Origin of the sequence: Bacillus sp. ISL-41 (genome assembly GCF_018613235.1) — a bacterium.
In the GTDB taxonomy this organism is placed as follows: Bacteria; Bacillota; Bacilli; order Bacillales; family Cytobacillaceae; genus Mesobacillus.
Window position 1 is genome coordinate 17539 of sequence record NZ_JAGGQP010000028.1, and the last position, 14897, is coordinate 32435.

The following is a 14897-nucleotide window of genomic DNA, read 5'->3' on the forward strand; positions in this document are numbered from 1 at the left end:
TTTTTCCGAAAGGGCTGCGGGGGATTGGCCTGCAGCGAACAACTACAAAGCAGGAAACCTGGTTTCCTTGCTTTAAGAATGGAGGAATTCGACGATGGCTAAAAAAATGCCAGAGATCGGTGATTATAAATACGGATTTTCCGATAAAGACGTTTCCATCTTCCGGTCTAAGCGCGGTTTGACGCGTGAAATCGTTGAAGAAATTTCAAAAATGAAGGAAGAGCCCCAGTGGATGCTGGACTTCCGTTTAAAATCATTGGAGCACTTCTACAATATGCCAATGCCTCAATGGGGCGGCGACATGGCTTCATTGAACTTTGATGAAATCACTTATTATGTAAAACCTTCTGAGCGCTCTGAAAAATCATGGGATGAAGTTCCTGATGAAATCAAGGCGACATTCGATAAGCTTGGGATTCCTGAAGCTGAGCAAAAGTACCTTGCAGGTGTTTCTGCGCAATACGAATCAGAGGTTGTATACCACAACATGAAGGAAGAGCTTGAAGAGCTTGGAATCGTCTTCAAAGACACAGATTCTGCTTTGAAAGAAAATGAAGACATTTTCCGTGAGCATTTCGGAAAAGTCATCCCTCCAACAGACAACAAGTTTTCAGCATTAAACTCTGCGGTCTGGTCTGGCGGATCTTTCATCTATGTTCCAAAGGGCATCAAAGTGGATACTCCGCTCCAGGCGTACTTCCGCATCAACTCTGAAAACATGGGACAGTTCGAGCGTACACTAATCATCGTTGATGAAGGCGCGCACGTACACTATGTTGAAGGATGTACAGCTCCTGTTTACACAACGAACTCTCTTCACAGTGCGGTCGTTGAAATTATCATCAAAAAAGACGCGTATTGCCGTTACACAACAATCCAGAACTGGGCAAACAACGTCTTCAACCTTGTAACAAAGCGTGCGGTTTGTGAAGCGAACGCGACAATGGAATGGATCGATGGCAACATCGGTTCCAAGCTGACAATGAAATACCCGGCAGTCATCCTTAAGGGTGAAGGCGCACGCGGTATGACATTATCAATCGCAATCGCTGGTAAAGGCCAGCACCAGGATGCAGGTGCGAAAATGATCCACCTTGCGCCAAACACATCATCAACCATCGTATCAAAATCAATCTCTAAGCAGGGCGGAAAAGTAACATACCGCGGTATCGTCCACTTCGGACGCAAAGCTGACGGTGCCCGCTCTAACATTGAGTGCGATACGCTGATTATGGATAACAAGTCTACTTCAGACACGATTCCATACAATGAAATCCTGAACGACAACATTTCTCTTGAGCACGAAGCGAAGGTTTCTAAGGTATCAGAAGAGCAATTGTTCTACCTGATGAGCCGCGGAGTCTCCGAAGAAGAAGCAACAGAAATGATCGTAATGGGTTTCATCGAGCCATTCACAAAAGAATTGCCAATGGAATACGCAGTCGAAATGAACCGCCTGATCAAGTTCGAAATGGAAGGTTCAATCGGTTAATAATGATAGTTACAGAATCCACCTGCTTATGGCAGGTGGATTTTTTATCATTTTTTTCAGCTGGATTCAGGTATATTTTTGCAAAATTAGGAAGACGGCATGATTAAGGCCGACTTTTGGGAGATTATTGATGATTAGTGGGCAATTATTGAATAGAACGGGATAATTATGCGATAAGTTTGGGAGATTAAGCTCTTTGATTAGTAGGATAATTTTCCCAGCTCGGAATTCATATAAAATTAAGCTGTGGATTATCACATAATATGGAAAACATTGCAATTTCGATATATTTTAATGCGATTCAAAGTGCAGTAAATTCAACTTTTAGTGCAATCAATTCGATTTTCATGCAATTCATGCGATTTTTTAATAAAAATGCAATCGGACGTTCAATATCATCTGCAATTAATCGAAAGCAAAATGCAATATTCCCTTTAATGGCGGAACCCAGGTTGTTTCTCCATTTCAATTGTGGGGAAATATGCTATCATGAAACTAAAATGGAGGTGCACAGATGATTATTGTTGGCTTAACGGGCTGGGGAGACCATGACAGTTTATATGAAGGCAAGGTTTCACCGCGTGATAAACTGAAGGAGTACTCCAGCCACTTTCCTGCAGTTGAGGTCGATGCCTCTTTTTACGCTGTGCAGCCTGTGAGGAATGCCGCGAAATGGGTAGAGGATACACCGGACAATTTTCAGTTCATCGTGAAAGCGTACCAGGGAATGACCGGGCATCAGCGCGGCGAAATTCCTTTTACGGATAAAAATGAAATGTTCAATGCCTACAAAGAGTCGCTCAAGCCTTATCTTGAGGCAAATAAGCATGCGATGACGCTTTTTCAGTTTCCGCCGTGGTTTGACTTGCGTAAGGAGAATGTCGATTATTTACGTTGGTGCCGCGATCAGATGGGGGATATAGACTGTGCGCTCGAGTTCCGCAACCAGTCATGGTTCAGAGATGAAATGCGCGAGAAGACACTGGATTTTATGAGAAAGGAAAAATGGATCCACAGCATTTGCGATGAACCGCAAGCAGGTGAGGGCTCCATTCCTACAGTTCTCGAATCCACTTCAAAGGATAAGGTACTAGTCCGTTTTCACGGCCGCAATGTCCATGGCTGGAACAAGAAAGGGAAAGGCCAGGACTGGCGCGAAGTCCGCTATTTATATCGCTATAATCAGGCAGAATTACAGGAATGGTCAGATAACCTGAAAAAACTAAACGAAAGTACTTCCCAGGTTTTCGCATTGTTCAACAACAATTCCGGCGGGGATGCTGCGGATAATGCTAAACAGATGGTCGAGCTATTGGATATCGAATATGAAGGGTTAAACCCGAGGCAGCTTGATTTGTTTTAGACATTTTGCACCCTCCTGGCACCATGCAGGGGGGCACTTCATTTTAAAAAGAGGATGGATGGTTAGATGGAAGAAGTTATTCATATTTACCATACGAATGATTTGCATAGCCATTTGGAGCACTGGCCAAGCATCCATAAGCTTGTGACAGAGCGAAGGCGCTGGCATGAAGAGGCCGGTGATGAGGTTCTTGTGTTCGATATTGGCGATCATATGGACCGCTGGCACCCTTTATCTGATGCGACAAGGGGAAAGGCGAATTGCCGACTTCTGAACGAAGCTGGCTACGATGCAGCGACGATAGGGAATAACGAAGGCATCACTCTTCCTTTCGAGGATCTTGATTCAATGTATCTTGAAAAAGATTTCGAACTGCTGGCAGCGAACCTTTATAAACAGGATGGAAACAGACCTGAGTGGGCGAAGCCCTATCATGTATACATAACAAGCAGCGGGACGAGAATCGGTGTTATTGGCGTCACAGTAAATTTTGCACGGTTTTATGCACAGTTGGGCTGGAAGCTGAATGACCCGATTGATGAACTAGAAAAATGCATCGACCACCTGAGAGATGAAACCGACCTTATTATTCTCCTGTCACATCTAGGGATACATGATGATGAACTGATTGCCGCGAGGTTCCCGGAGATTGATGTCATTCTTGGCGGCCATACACACCATATTTTACACGAGGGCAAGGAGGTTGGCTCCACCTTGCTGGCGGGAGCAGGGAAGTTTGGGTACTATACCGGACATGTAACCCTGAAGCTGGATGTAAAAACTAAGCGGATTTTACACAGGAGAGCTGTTCTTTATGATATGAATGAGGCAGATCAGGCTCAAGGAGAAAAGGAAATGGCAGAAAGGTATTTTCTCGAAGGCAAAAGGCTGATGGCAGACAGTGTTGCATCTCTGCCGCAAGAATTAAAGGCAGATCCTCTCCAGCATTCTGAGCTTACAAAGCTGCTCACCCAGGCATTACGAGAATGGTGCAATGCCGATTGCGCCTTCATGAATGCCGGCATGATCCTAAAAGGCTTGGACCGGGGAGAAGTCACGAAATTCGACTTGCTGGAAATCTGTCCACATCCAATCAATCCTTGTACAATCAGGATGTCAGGAGCAGAGTTAAAAGAAGTACTCCTTCAGACCAGAGATGAAAAATGGCCCCATCTGCAGATAAAGGGTCTTGGATTCCGCGGCACCGTCATGGGGATCATGGAGTACGATGGTATCGAGTTTCAGCAAAAAGGGAATGTACAGCAGGTTCTCATCAATGGAAAGCTGATAAACCCTAAGGAACACTATACACTGGCCATTCCTGATATGTTCACATTCGGCCGCTTCTTCCCTGAAATCCAGCGTGCTGAGGAAAAACGATACTGGCTTCCGGAATTCCTTCGCAATTTGCTTGAGTGGAAGCTGGCGTCTTATTAGATTAATCCGGCGAGCTTTAATGGACTTCTGTCCAATTTAATGAGCTGAAATTCTCAAACAATTTTCACCATTATGTGATCAAAATATCACGCTTTTCCCCTCTCCTTCATAGAGTGTTATTGGGATTGAAGGAAGGAGTTGTGGTCATGATCGACATGTCACCTATAGAAATAGAAGGCAGGACGTTTTTATGTATTTCTGTAAAACTGCCAAAGACAAACCTGCTTGTCGTTACAGGAGATAAAGGATATATTATGTGCGGCGCTCTGGATGTCGCACTTCTCAATGAAAAACTAAAGGGCAGGAAGGTTATTGCCGGCAGGGCGGTTGGAGTAAAAACGATTGAAGAATTGCTTGAAGCCCCGCTGGAGTCCGTTACGTATGAAGCGGAGAATCTTGGTGCAACAAAAGGTATGGTCGGCAAAGAAGCATTATTGCTCATGAATTAAAAGACAGCCTGAGCGGGCTGTCTTTTTGCGTGATTATGTGAATATATTGTGGCGATTGTTAAGAATGAATACAGCTATCCGATATATTAACTGAACTGCTTTTTTCCCAACTCGAAAAACAAAAGGTATCACCACACGAATAATTATTGTGATAGAATATAAGAAAATATTGTCGTTTTATGTAAAATTTTCTTTTTTTCGAAAGTTATCGGCGGAATCAGCCAACACCAACTAACAGATAAAGTGGGAATAGACATGAGACTCGTAGCCACCACATCGGTAGAGGAAGGGGCTTTACTCGGAAAAGCCATCTATAATGACAAGGGCCAAATCCTGCTCAATGTGGGTGCGCGGCTCGAGCGAAAGATTCTGAATCGGCTTGAAGAATTTGGAATTGATTATATATATATCATGGATCCTGATACCGAAGATATTATCGTGGAAAATTCGATATCAGATGACCTGCGGATCAATGCGATCATGACGATTGGTGAAACGTTCAAGCAGATTCAGCTGGATTCAAAGATATCGCAAACCTTCGTACTCGAAAAATCGGCGAGGAAATTCAAGAGGCTGGTTGTTGCTTTGCTTGATGAACTGAACAGCAGCAAGGAGCTATTAAATCTTCTTTCTGATGTATTCATTCATGACCACTATATCTTTTCACATTCTCTGAATGTAACACTCTACGCACTTGCGATTGGAATAGAAATGAAGCTGTCCCCAAAGGAACTGGAACAGCTTGGACTGGGAGCAATTTTGCATGATGTTGGGAAAATGAAGGTGCCTGAGGACATTTTAGCGAAACCAGGCAAGCTGACTGCGGAAGAGTTCCAGGTCATTAAGGCTCATGCCGAGGATGGCTTTCAGCTGCTAAGGAATATCCCGACTGTCCCGCTGATAGTCGCCCATTGTGCATATCAGCATCATGAACGGTTGAATGGTGCAGGATATCCCCGTGGATTGAAGGAGGATGAAATCCACTTATTTGGTAAAATTCTTGGTGTGGCTGATGTGTTTGATGCGGTTACATCTAATCGTGTTTACAGACCTGCCATGCTGCCGCATGAAGGACTTGAAATACTTTATTCAGGCTCAGGCAGCCTGTTTGATCCGAAAGTGGTCGACGCCTTCCGGAGGGCTGTGGCGATCTATCCGGTCGGTTTGACAGTCATCCTGAGTGATGGACGCAAGGGAGTTGTGGCCGAACAGAATCCCGGCTTAAGTGAGCGGCCTGTTGTCCGTGTACTGGAGGAAAACGGCCAAAAAGTTGCACCGTATCATCTTGATTTGCAATCACATCTATCCCTGATGATTGTCAGCTGCGATACGATCATTAAATATGAGTACGCTAATAATCTATGATTTTGTATTGCTGGTTGAATAGTCCAAGCAGTATTAGAACAAGTTTTTAGGCTAGTTCCCCCCTTTGAAGCATACATATAGCTTTAGAGGGGGGATTTGTTTTGGCAAAATTCGGCCGGCGGCTGCCTCGGAAAGGGCCCTTGCCTTTCAGGTATGTATTCCTGCTGACATTCGTCTTTTTTTCCTTTTCAACAGCAGGAGGATTGTGGATTATAGATAAAGGGCTCGAGCCCACATTGATGAACTACGCTGAATCCCAGACAAGAAAGATTGCCACCCTGGTCATTAACAAGGCCATCAATAAAAAAATTGCCAATGGGATGGACATTGATAAAGTAATCGAGTTCGTTCCGGTGGATGGCGGCACGACCACTGTAGTGAAGTTCAATACTGAGATTATCAACAGGGTAAAAGCGGAAACGACTAACATCGTGCAAATGAACCTGAAGGAAGCAGAAAGAGGGAACCTGACCTCTCTTGAGATGCTTTCGGATGTCGAACTGGTCACCGATGAGGAGGATAGGGAAGCGGGAATCATTTATTATGTACCATTGGGCCAGGCAACAAACAACGCGCTTCTTGGTAACATGGGGCCAAGGGTGCCGGTAAAATTCAGCGCCATCGGTGATGTGACAGCTGATGTTGTGTGGGAGACAGAAGAACATGGAATCAACAATACATTGATTAATGTTTCGGTCAGGGTAAAAGTAAATGTACAGATCATCATTCCTTTCGCGACTGAAATTGCGACTGTGCAGGAAAATATTCCAATTGGCAGCTTCTACTATCCAGGAAAAGTTCCACAGTTCTACAATGGCGGCGGAGATACATCACCAGCCATCCAGCTTCCTGGAGAATAAAAACAGTTGTCAAGTTAACGATATTGTTATATTATAAAACCAATTGAATAATAAACCACATCATTCCGATGGGGTAGAGGCGCAGGATTCAATAGTAAGCTGTGTGAGGATGACAACGTTGATCACAGCTCAAAGGGAATTTTGCCGAAGCAATAATAAGGTGAGTCACACTTTTTATTGCTGGGGATACTTTGAACAAGAGTATCACTGTCATTATGGAGGAATATCCATAATGGGGAGCTACAGATCGTGATGGAGACACTAGTTGCTTACTAAGGGCAGCGATAGAATGTTCTCTATCGTTGCCCTTTTTTGTATTTTTTTAAAAGGAAGTAACTAAACTCTTTTCATGTAAAAAGTTTCCCCCTGTCAAAAACAAGGAGGAGAAAGAAAGAATGGAAAACACAATTTTTTCATTGCTGCCGCCATTAGTGGCAATCTTGATGGTAGTGATCACAAGGCGAGTGCTGTTGTCATTAGGGACAGGCATCGTCGCAGCTGCTTTTTTGCTGGCTGAATTTAATATCGCAGACACATTTGCTATTATGTGGGACGCGGCTAAAGGAATCGTTGTCGCTGACGGGGAATTGAACACATATAGCTTGTACATCATCCTTTTCTTATTATTATTAGGTACAATTACAGCGTTCATTTCCATTTCTGGCGGTAGCCGTGCGTTTGGCGAATGGGCGATGAAGCGTGTGAAAACAAGAGTCGGAGCACAGCTTGTCGGTGCATTTTTGGGAGTTATTATTTTCATTGATGATTATTTCAATGCTCTGGCAGTTGGCCAAATCACACGTCCAATCACTGACCGACAGAAGGTTTCGCGGGCCAAACTCGCATATATTATTGATTCAACCTCAGCACCTATGTGTGTCATCTCACCGATTTCCAGCTGGGGTGCATACATTATTGCTTTGATCGGTACAATCCTTGCTGCACACGGTGTTAATGAATATAGTGCGTTCTCAGGATTCATGCAAATTGTGCCAATGAACTTCTACGCACTTGCAGCATTATCAATGGTCTTTATCGTAGCTCTTCGAAACATCGAAATTGGGCCTATGAAAAAGCATGAAGAACGTGCAATCATGGAAGGAATTGTCGTTCCTCAGGACAAGCCTGTACCTGGTGAACTGAAGGATGACCTGCCTACAAGCACAAAAGGGACAGTTGGAGACCTTGTATGGCCGATTGTTGCCCTTGTCGCTGGAACAGTTGGCATGATGCTTTGGACTGGCGCAAGCGCCGTTGAAGGTGAAGTAACCATTTTCGGCATTTTTGAAAACACAGATGTTACTAAGTCACTTGTAACTGGTGGATTGCTTGGCCTAGCTGTAGCGTTGATTCTCTTTGTTAGACAGGCAGTTGTTTTAAAAGGCGTCAATGCCAGTGTATTTGGAAAAGGAATGGTTGAAGGCATTAAATCCATGCTTCCGGCTATTTATATCTTGTTCTTCGCATGGGTCATTGTTGATTTGATTGGCAGACTTGAAACCGGCAAGTATCTTGCTGGTATTGTTGAAAGCTCGAATATCAATATCTCGTTCCTGCCGTTCCTGCTATTCCTAGTAGCTGGAATCATGGCTTTCTCAACAGGAACTTCATGGGGATCGTTCGGCATCCTGCTGCCAATTGCAGGGGATATTGCAGCTGCAGCTGATATCACTATGATGCTGCCAGCATTGGCAGCTGTATTGGCGGGCGCAGTTTTTGGTGACCACTGTTCACCAATTTCCGATACCACGATCCTGTCATCAACCGGGGCTGGCTCACATCACTTAGACCATGTCATGACTCAGCTTCCATACGCTTTGATTTCTGCGGCGATTTCATCTGTTGGATTCCTGATCATTGGTTTCACTGGAAGCACGGTGGGTGCACTTGCAGCTGTGGCAATTTTGCTTATTGCTTTTGCTTTCATTTTCGGAAGCAAGACAACCCAGGAAGAAGTGCTAAAAGAAAATCTTGCAGAATAATGAAAAGGCTGTCTGAAATTCAGACAGCTTTTTCATATTTTCAAGAAAGTGGGAATAGAATCCTAATTAATAGGGTTATTGGTATAGTTGGGAAAAATTTTTTAGGAATATTTTTATTATGACCAAAATAATATTTTGACAAGCAATTAAAAACTAGCTATACTATTCCTAGACTAAATAATCTGAAAATATAAAACTTTCTAATTCATCAATATTTTCCAGGTGATTAGAAGGCGAGGGGGATTCAAAATGGAAAATCGTCCACAGTGGGGAACAAGGGCGGGATTTATTCTTGCCGCGGTAGGATCGGCAGTTGGGTTGGGAAATATTTGGCGCTTTCCGGGAGTAGCTTATGAGAATGGAGGGGGAGCATTTTTCTTCCCATACCTATTCGCACTCTTGACAGCAGGTATTCCAATTTTGATTTTGGAATTCACAATTGGCCATAAATACCGTGGTTCAGCACCATTAAGCTACTTCAGGATGCGTAAAGGTGCCGAGTGGATTGGCTGGTGGCAGCTTGCCGTTTCTTTTGTCATCTCGACTTACTATGCAGTCATTATTGCATGGGCAATGTCTTACGCTTATTTCTCGCTAAGCAAGCAATGGGGAGACGATCCGCTGACTTTCCTTGTCGGTGACTATCTAAAAGTAGTTGACGCTGGCCAGGTTGGAAGTATCGTACCTGGTGTATTCCTTCCATTGGTCATTGTATGGGTCATCACTCTTGGTATTTTGTTCAAGGGAGTAAAGAAAGGTATTGAGGTTGCGAACAAGATTTTTATTCCTGCACTTGTTGTTTTATTCTTTGTGATTGTTGTTCGCGCTTTAACCCTGGATGGAGCAATTGATGGCGTCAACGCATTCTTCAAGCCAGACTGGAGCCAGATCTTTAATGGTAAAGTATGGGTTGCGGCATATGGACAGATTTTCTTCAGTTTATCCATTGCTTTTGCCATCATGATCACTTACTCAAGCTATCTTCCTAAGAAATCTGATATTACAAACAACGCATTCATTACAGCTTTTGCTAACTCTTCTTTTGAGTTGCTGGCTGGTATCGGGGTGTTCGCAGCATTGGGCTTCATGGCCATGCAGCAGGGAGCTCCAATCGATGAAGTGGTAAGCAAAGGGGTAATCCTGGCGTTCGCGGTATTCCCGCAGATCATCAATGAATTACCGGCGTTCAGTGCAGCGTTCGGAGTACTATTCTTCGTCAGCTTGACTCTGGCAGGACTTTCTTCATTGATTTCAATCGTAGAGACTTATGTTGCTGGTGTTCAGGACAAATTCAATGTTTCCCGTACAAAGGCAGTGGCAATCGGCGGCGGTTTGTCTGCTTTGATCTCCATCCTGTTCGCAACACAGGGCGGCTTGAATTTCCTTGATACAGCAGATGCATTCATCAATAACTATGGTGTTGCTCTTGCGGGTCTTGTAGAAGTAGTCTTCATTGTATGGGTAGCGAAGGAACTGACTAACCTGCAAAATCATGCAGATGCCATCTCAGATATTCGCCTTGGCAGCTGGTGGGTCATCTCTTTGAAATACATCACTCCAGTCGTTCTGGGTATCATGATGGTCATGAACATCATGTCAGATATCAAAACGAGCTATGGCGGTTATCCGGTCATGTTCAATGTCTACTTCGGATGGCTTGTAGCAATCGGTGCGATTTTGGTCGGGTTCATTTTCGCAAAGGCAAAGAAGTGGGATGCAGCACTTTATGAAATTCCACAAGACAAGGGGGTTTCTAAATAATGGATGCTAGCGCAGTAGCAATGATGGTCACTGGTATGGTCATTATCTGGGGAGGACTTGCAGCAAGTGTTTTATATGCTGTCAAGAAAGCCCGTTCATAAAAAGGAAAGGCCAACCGGAATGGTTGGCCTTTTTGAATGCTTATTTTTTCTTGAGCCTCGCCCTTTCCTGCCTTGCCCATGATTTTAGATGCGGGTATGGGTCAAAGGACCATTCAGTATACCCATTGTCCTTGTACATGCCGTAATGCAGGTGGGGTGGGAATTTTCCGCTTGTTCCGGGAGGGCCGTAGCCCGAGCTTCCGACACCGCCAATGACTGTGCCTGGTTCGACGATCTGCCCAACTTTTAGATCCTTCGCGAAGCCGCTCAGGTGGGCAAAATAATGGTAAGTATTATTGATATCACGGATTCCGACACGCCATCCGCCATATTTGTTCCAGCCTTTCATTTCCACGATGCCATAGCCTGTCGCACGTACAGGTACTCCATAGCCGGCAAAAATATCTGTTCCTTCATGGATCCTTCTGCCACCCCAGCCGCGGGCGTCGCCCCAGGTATTGTTGTAACTGTGGTTGCTCCTTAGTGGCATAGGAAAGACATGAGTATCAAGGTCTAAACGCCCAAAGTTCTTGTAAATCATGGCTTTGCCAACGATGATCCCAACCGTTTTATCACGCTTATAGTAGTTCCACAGCCCAATTTTTAAGTTTTCATGGTCTGTACCATATGAAAGCAAGTATTGGGCAAAAGCCTGGAGTACGTCCTCGTCATCCTTTAAACTTGCTTTGCCATCACCATTCCCATCGAAACCAATTCCATTGAAAAACTGTATGGAAACTGGATTTTCATCTTCAAGATTTGGGTTCAGGAGTCCTGCCCACTCTTCGGGTTTGAAATAGACCCCGGCAACTCCTTCCGCTTTGGGTAAATCTTTTCTTGCCTGGCGGACATTCCTCTCATATTGGTCTACCGCAGCAATATAGTACCAGGGAATCTGGCTGACCGCTTCAACTTTTGTATAAAGTTCCATTCTTTTTTTGTAAACATCTTCTTGACCCTGCTCGGCTGCATTTGCACCTTCATTTAACAGGACCGGGGAAAGTAAAAAAAGAACGATGACTGCTTTAAGGATTTTCACCGTAATCCTCCCTTCAGGATGTAGCTCCTATAAATTACAGCTTCAGCAAAAAACACTGCCTCCGCTTTTCTTCTGTTAGTTTGCGATGATGGGGATTTTTCATAAATATCAAATAATGGTAATCGCAAGGAACGCAAGGTTATCGCACTTGTCGAGAGTTTTTCATTGTGTTAAAGTGACATCAGAGAAGCTGTATACCGGCCTTGATTTTTACATGGTGTTCTTGATGTAATGCAGCAGGAATGGAGTGAAAATAATGAGCAAAAAAGAGGTACAGAGAAAGCCTGAATGGCTGAAGATAAAGCTAAACACGAACGAAAATTATACTGGCTTAAAAAAGATGATGCGTGAGAAAAATCTACATACTGTATGTGAAGAAGCCAGATGCCCGAACATCCACGAGTGCTGGGCTGTAAGACGTACTGCTACCTTTATGATCCTAGGTGATGTATGTACGCGTGCATGCCGTTTTTGTGCTGTAAAAACAGGACTTCCAACTGAGCTTGACTGGCAGGAGCCAGAAAGAGTAGCGGATTCGGTGACACTTATGAATCTGAAGCACGTCGTCGTAACTGCTGTTGCCCGTGATGACCTGAAGGATGGGGGAGCAGCTGTTTTTGCCGAGACGGTAAGAGCGATCCGTAAGAAAAATCCGTTTACCTCAATTGAAGTATTGCCTTCAGATATGGGCGGAGTTGAGGAAAACCTGAAAACCCTTATGGATGCACGTCCAGATATCCTGAACCATAACATCGAAACTGTTAGAAGCCTGACGCCAAGAATCCGTGCACGCGCAACTTATGAGCGTTCACTGGAGTTTTTACGCCGTGCAAAAGAAATGCAGCCGGATATCCCTACGAAATCCAGCATCATGGTTGGCTTAGGCGAGACGAAGGAAGAATTGATTGAAGCAATGGATGACCTGCGTGCTAACAATGTGGACATCCTTACGCTTGGTCAATATCTGCAGCCATCCAAGAAGCATCTTGAGGTCCAAAAATACTATCATCCTGATGAGTTTGCCGAGCTTAGGGAAATCGCGCTCAAAAAAGGCTTCAGCCATTGTGAAGCAGGCCCTCTTGTCCGTTCATCTTACCATGCCGACGAACAGGTCAACTCTGCGGCAAAGCACAGACAACAGCTTGCAGAGCAGGAAGCCCAACAGGCGTAATTTAAACCGGTAATGTATTAATCAATCGTAAAAAAGAGTTCAGCATCCATGCTGAACTCTTTTCATTATTTTCCTTGTTGCATCTGTCTTGAAAGGTCGTCTTTGTCCGTCTCTTCGTTCAATTCACCCTTGGCTTCGCCATTCGCATTTTCACCAGTGCTCATGTCGCGGCCTTGAGGGGATTTAAGCATTTGTTTAACCACTCCATCAACTAACTCATCGACATCACGGCTATCTGTGTCAAGTGAAGCAAAGTTCTCGACCTCTTTGCGCAGGCTAGTGTCATCTGATACGTACACATGGAACCAGCGCGGTACGACTGACATTGCCATACGCTTCACCTGGTCGGCTGTCTCGTTGCGATTTTGAGAATCTGTTGCGTAGACAATCAGAACTTCTTCATCTGTCACGAGTGTAGACACATCATCCACATTTTGGGCCATCAAGCTGAATTTGCTGATCATGTCCGCAATTTGTTCACGGTCGATCGCCTGGTATGCATTTTGCCCATTATCGGCACCCATCACTCCTGTTTTTTGATGGCGTACATACCCGAAGTCCTCGCTTTTGTCTTTCATTCCTTTTCGTCCATCCTCATTGTATAAGTCTGGTCGCTGATCGTTTACATTCAGTGTGTTACCGCTCTGCTGGTAAATTCCAGCTCCGCCATCACGGCCGGCTGGTGAGGCGTTATCGTCACCACCTGTACAACCGGTCATAGCCACTGTTCCGCAAATACCAAGAGCCATTAATGCTTTTTTCAATTAAAACACCCCCTAATCATTAGAATGGCTTCGAAATTAATTTTTTTGCTTAGTAATTGATGGGGAATAAGTTATAATTAAGAAAAGCTAATGATAAAGACAGATTGTTACGGAAAAAGAGGTGGACCTACCGATGATTTGCATCAATAATCTTTGCTATGAAATAGTGGATGAAAGCAGGGACGGCTTTAATGAGGAAGCCTTTCGCGGCAGATACAGCGAGATATTGACGAAATACGACTATATTGTTGGGGACTGGGGATACGGACAGCTCCGGTTAAGAGGCTTTTTTGATGATCAAAACCAGAAGTCAACTTTCGATACAAAAATCAGTACCGTCAGCGAGTACTTATATGAGTATTGCAATTTTGGCTGTGCTTATTTCGTCGTTAAGAAGGTCGCGAAACAAGCCCAGGATAAATAAAGAAAGAATGAAGAAATGCTCCAATCAACATGATTGGAGCATTTCTTGTTTCTTATAGATCGCTGTACGGCGGCTGTTCACTCTCATTAGGGTCATCATGGGTTGGATGGGCGCCCGCTTCTTTCCTTGGTGTTCCCTGATGGAGAGACTTGAACTCATAGTTGAAGTTACTGTAGGACCGCTGCCCTTCACGCCACGGCGTGCTTTTGCCTTCTACAGGTTCATCTTTCCGGAAAGGAGATCCATAAGGACCCTCTGGATAGTCTTCAGCCGTTACATAGTTGCGCTGCTTTTCTACATTCGAAAAATCTGAATACTTTTCACTGTCTTCCTTGCTCATGAACTCACCTTCTTTTGCTTGATGTCTTTAGTATTTCTACCTAAAGACAAATCAAACAAACAGTTCGTTCCAAATTTAAAGGATTGGCCGCAGGAAAGAGCGGAGTTCCTCTGCATCTTCTTCAGAAAGATTATAGGCAAATTCGAGATAACCTTCTTCATCGAGATCATCCTGGCCGAGGATGGCAAATCGGCTTCCCTGGATATCCATCACGATGCTTTTGCCATAATATCGCCCAGTCTGCATAATGGCAAGATCGAAGCGCTGGTTCTCTCCGACAAAGCTTACATAACGCGTTTTTGTTTCTTCAGTATCATCATATAAAAAAAATTGTTCAGTCATCGTGATC

15 protein-coding genes and 1 riboswitch are annotated in these 14897 nt (G+C 44.3%); of the genes, 11 read left to right on the plus strand and 4 right to left on the minus strand.

From position 1 onward, the window contains the following. The first annotated feature begins 94 nt into the window (after positions 1-94). From sufB to J7I80_RS13915, 9 genes are all read left to right on the plus strand, one after another. Positions 95-1492: a Fe-S cluster assembly protein SufB gene (sufB, locus tag J7I80_RS13875; RefSeq protein WP_079507085.1), complete on the plus strand. Its 1398-nt coding sequence runs from the start codon at positions 95-97 to the stop codon at positions 1490-1492. Between the two features lie 514 nt (positions 1493-2006). Then, complete coding sequence (locus tag J7I80_RS13880; RefSeq protein ID WP_214738941.1) at positions 2007-2855, plus strand: DUF72 domain-containing protein; 849 nt, start codon at positions 2007-2009, stop codon at positions 2853-2855. A 66-nt stretch (positions 2856-2921) separates the two neighbouring features. Further along, a complete protein-coding gene (locus J7I80_RS13885) occupies positions 2922-4292 on the plus strand; it encodes a bifunctional metallophosphatase/5'-nucleotidase (protein ID WP_214738942.1) in 1371 nt (456 codons plus the stop codon). 146 nt (positions 4293-4438) lie between these two features. Further along, complete coding sequence (locus J7I80_RS13890) at positions 4439-4741, plus strand: YunC family protein (protein ID WP_214738943.1); 303 nt, start codon at positions 4439-4441, stop codon at positions 4739-4741. A gap of 255 nt (positions 4742-4996) precedes the next feature. After that, complete coding sequence (locus tag J7I80_RS13895; RefSeq protein WP_214738944.1) at positions 4997-6106, plus strand: HD-GYP domain-containing protein; 1110 nt, start codon at positions 4997-4999, stop codon at positions 6104-6106. 101 nt (positions 6107-6207) lie between these two features. Next, a complete protein-coding gene (gene yunB / locus J7I80_RS13900; protein ID WP_192470137.1) occupies positions 6208-6966 on the plus strand; it encodes a sporulation protein YunB in 759 nt (252 codons plus the stop codon). 66 nt (positions 6967-7032) lie between these two features. Then, a riboswitch (Lysine riboswitch) is annotated at positions 7033-7217 on the plus strand. A 144-nt stretch (positions 7218-7361) separates the two neighbouring features. Continuing rightward, positions 7362-8948, plus strand: a complete 1587-nt coding sequence (locus J7I80_RS13905) for a Na+/H+ antiporter NhaC family protein (RefSeq protein WP_214738945.1) — start codon at positions 7362-7364, stop codon at positions 8946-8948. 249 nt (positions 8949-9197) lie between these two features. Next, a complete protein-coding gene (locus J7I80_RS13910) occupies positions 9198-10709 on the plus strand; it encodes a sodium-dependent transporter (RefSeq protein ID WP_214738946.1) in 1512 nt (503 codons plus the stop codon). Then, a complete protein-coding gene (locus J7I80_RS13915; RefSeq protein ID WP_167833600.1) occupies positions 10709-10810 on the plus strand; it encodes a methionine/alanine import family NSS transporter small subunit in 102 nt (33 codons plus the stop codon). Before J7I80_RS13910 ends, J7I80_RS13915 begins: the two co-directional genes overlap by 1 nt. A 40-nt stretch (positions 10811-10850) precedes the next feature. Here the strand turns inward: J7I80_RS13915 and J7I80_RS13920 are convergent, their stop codons facing one another. After that, entirely contained in the window at positions 10851-11801 is a 951-nt protein-coding gene (locus tag J7I80_RS13920) for a M23 family metallopeptidase (protein ID WP_251027770.1), read from the minus strand. Between the two features lie 304 nt (positions 11802-12105). On the opposite strand from J7I80_RS13920, the gene lipA reads away from it, so the two are divergent. After that, positions 12106-13020 carry a lipoyl synthase gene (gene lipA / locus J7I80_RS13925; RefSeq protein WP_214738948.1) on the plus strand — a complete coding sequence of 305 codons (915 nt, stop codon included), beginning with the start codon at positions 12106-12108 and terminating at the stop codon, positions 13018-13020. A 65-nt stretch (positions 13021-13085) separates the two neighbouring features. Here the strand turns inward: lipA and J7I80_RS13930 are convergent, their stop codons facing one another. Further along, positions 13086-13784 carry a YhcN/YlaJ family sporulation lipoprotein gene (locus tag J7I80_RS13930; RefSeq protein ID WP_214738949.1) on the minus strand — a complete coding sequence of 233 codons (699 nt, stop codon included), beginning with the start codon at positions 13782-13784 and terminating at the stop codon, positions 13086-13088. Positions 13785-13917: 133 nt separating this feature from the next. On the opposite strand from J7I80_RS13930, the gene J7I80_RS13935 reads away from it, so the two are divergent. Beyond that, complete coding sequence (locus tag J7I80_RS13935; RefSeq protein WP_192470144.1) at positions 13918-14208, plus strand: YutD family protein; 291 nt, start codon at positions 13918-13920, stop codon at positions 14206-14208. Between the two features lie 52 nt (positions 14209-14260). Here J7I80_RS13935 and J7I80_RS13940 read toward each other — a convergent pair whose 3' ends face one another. Then, positions 14261-14548 carry a cytosolic protein gene (locus J7I80_RS13940; protein ID WP_214738950.1) on the minus strand — a complete coding sequence of 96 codons (288 nt, stop codon included), beginning with the start codon at positions 14546-14548 and terminating at the stop codon, positions 14261-14263. Positions 14549-14623: 75 nt separating this feature from the next. Beyond that, complete coding sequence (locus tag J7I80_RS13945; RefSeq protein ID WP_214738951.1) at positions 14624-14890, minus strand: DUF3055 domain-containing protein; 267 nt, start codon at positions 14888-14890, stop codon at positions 14624-14626. Positions 14891-14897 lie beyond the last annotated feature (7 nt).

Excerpts from the sequence above, each read along its gene's own strand:
- sufB (WP_079507085.1), top strand. The coding sequence starts at position 95 with ATGGCTAAAAAAATGCCAGAGATCGGTGATTATAAATACGGATTTTCC.
- J7I80_RS13880 (WP_214738941.1), top strand. The coding sequence starts at position 2,007 with ATGATTATTGTTGGCTTAACGGGCTGGGGAGACCATGACAGTTTATAT.
- J7I80_RS13885 (WP_214738942.1), top strand. The coding sequence starts at position 2,922 with ATGGAAGAAGTTATTCATATTTACCATACGAATGATTTGCATAGCCAT.
- J7I80_RS13890 (WP_214738943.1), top strand. The coding sequence starts at position 4,439 with ATGATCGACATGTCACCTATAGAAATAGAAGGCAGGACGTTTTTATGT.
- J7I80_RS13895 (WP_214738944.1), top strand. The coding sequence starts at position 4,997 with ATGAGACTCGTAGCCACCACATCGGTAGAGGAAGGGGCTTTACTCGGA.
- J7I80_RS13905 (WP_214738945.1), top strand. The coding sequence starts at position 7,362 with ATGGAAAACACAATTTTTTCATTGCTGCCGCCATTAGTGGCAATCTTG.
- J7I80_RS13910 (WP_214738946.1), top strand. The coding sequence starts at position 9,198 with ATGGAAAATCGTCCACAGTGGGGAACAAGGGCGGGATTTATTCTTGCC.
- J7I80_RS13915 (WP_167833600.1), top strand. The coding sequence starts at position 10,709 with ATGGATGCTAGCGCAGTAGCAATGATGGTCACTGGTATGGTCATTATC.
- lipA (WP_214738948.1), top strand. The coding sequence starts at position 12,106 with ATGAGCAAAAAAGAGGTACAGAGAAAGCCTGAATGGCTGAAGATAAAG.
- J7I80_RS13935 (WP_192470144.1), top strand. The coding sequence starts at position 13,918 with ATGATTTGCATCAATAATCTTTGCTATGAAATAGTGGATGAAAGCAGG.
- J7I80_RS13940 (WP_214738950.1), bottom strand. The coding sequence starts at position 14,548 with ATGAGCAAGGAAGACAGTGAAAAGTATTCAGATTTTTCGAATGTAGAA.
- J7I80_RS13945 (WP_214738951.1), bottom strand. The coding sequence starts at position 14,890 with ATGACTGAACAATTTTTTTTATATGATGATACTGAAGAAACAAAAACG.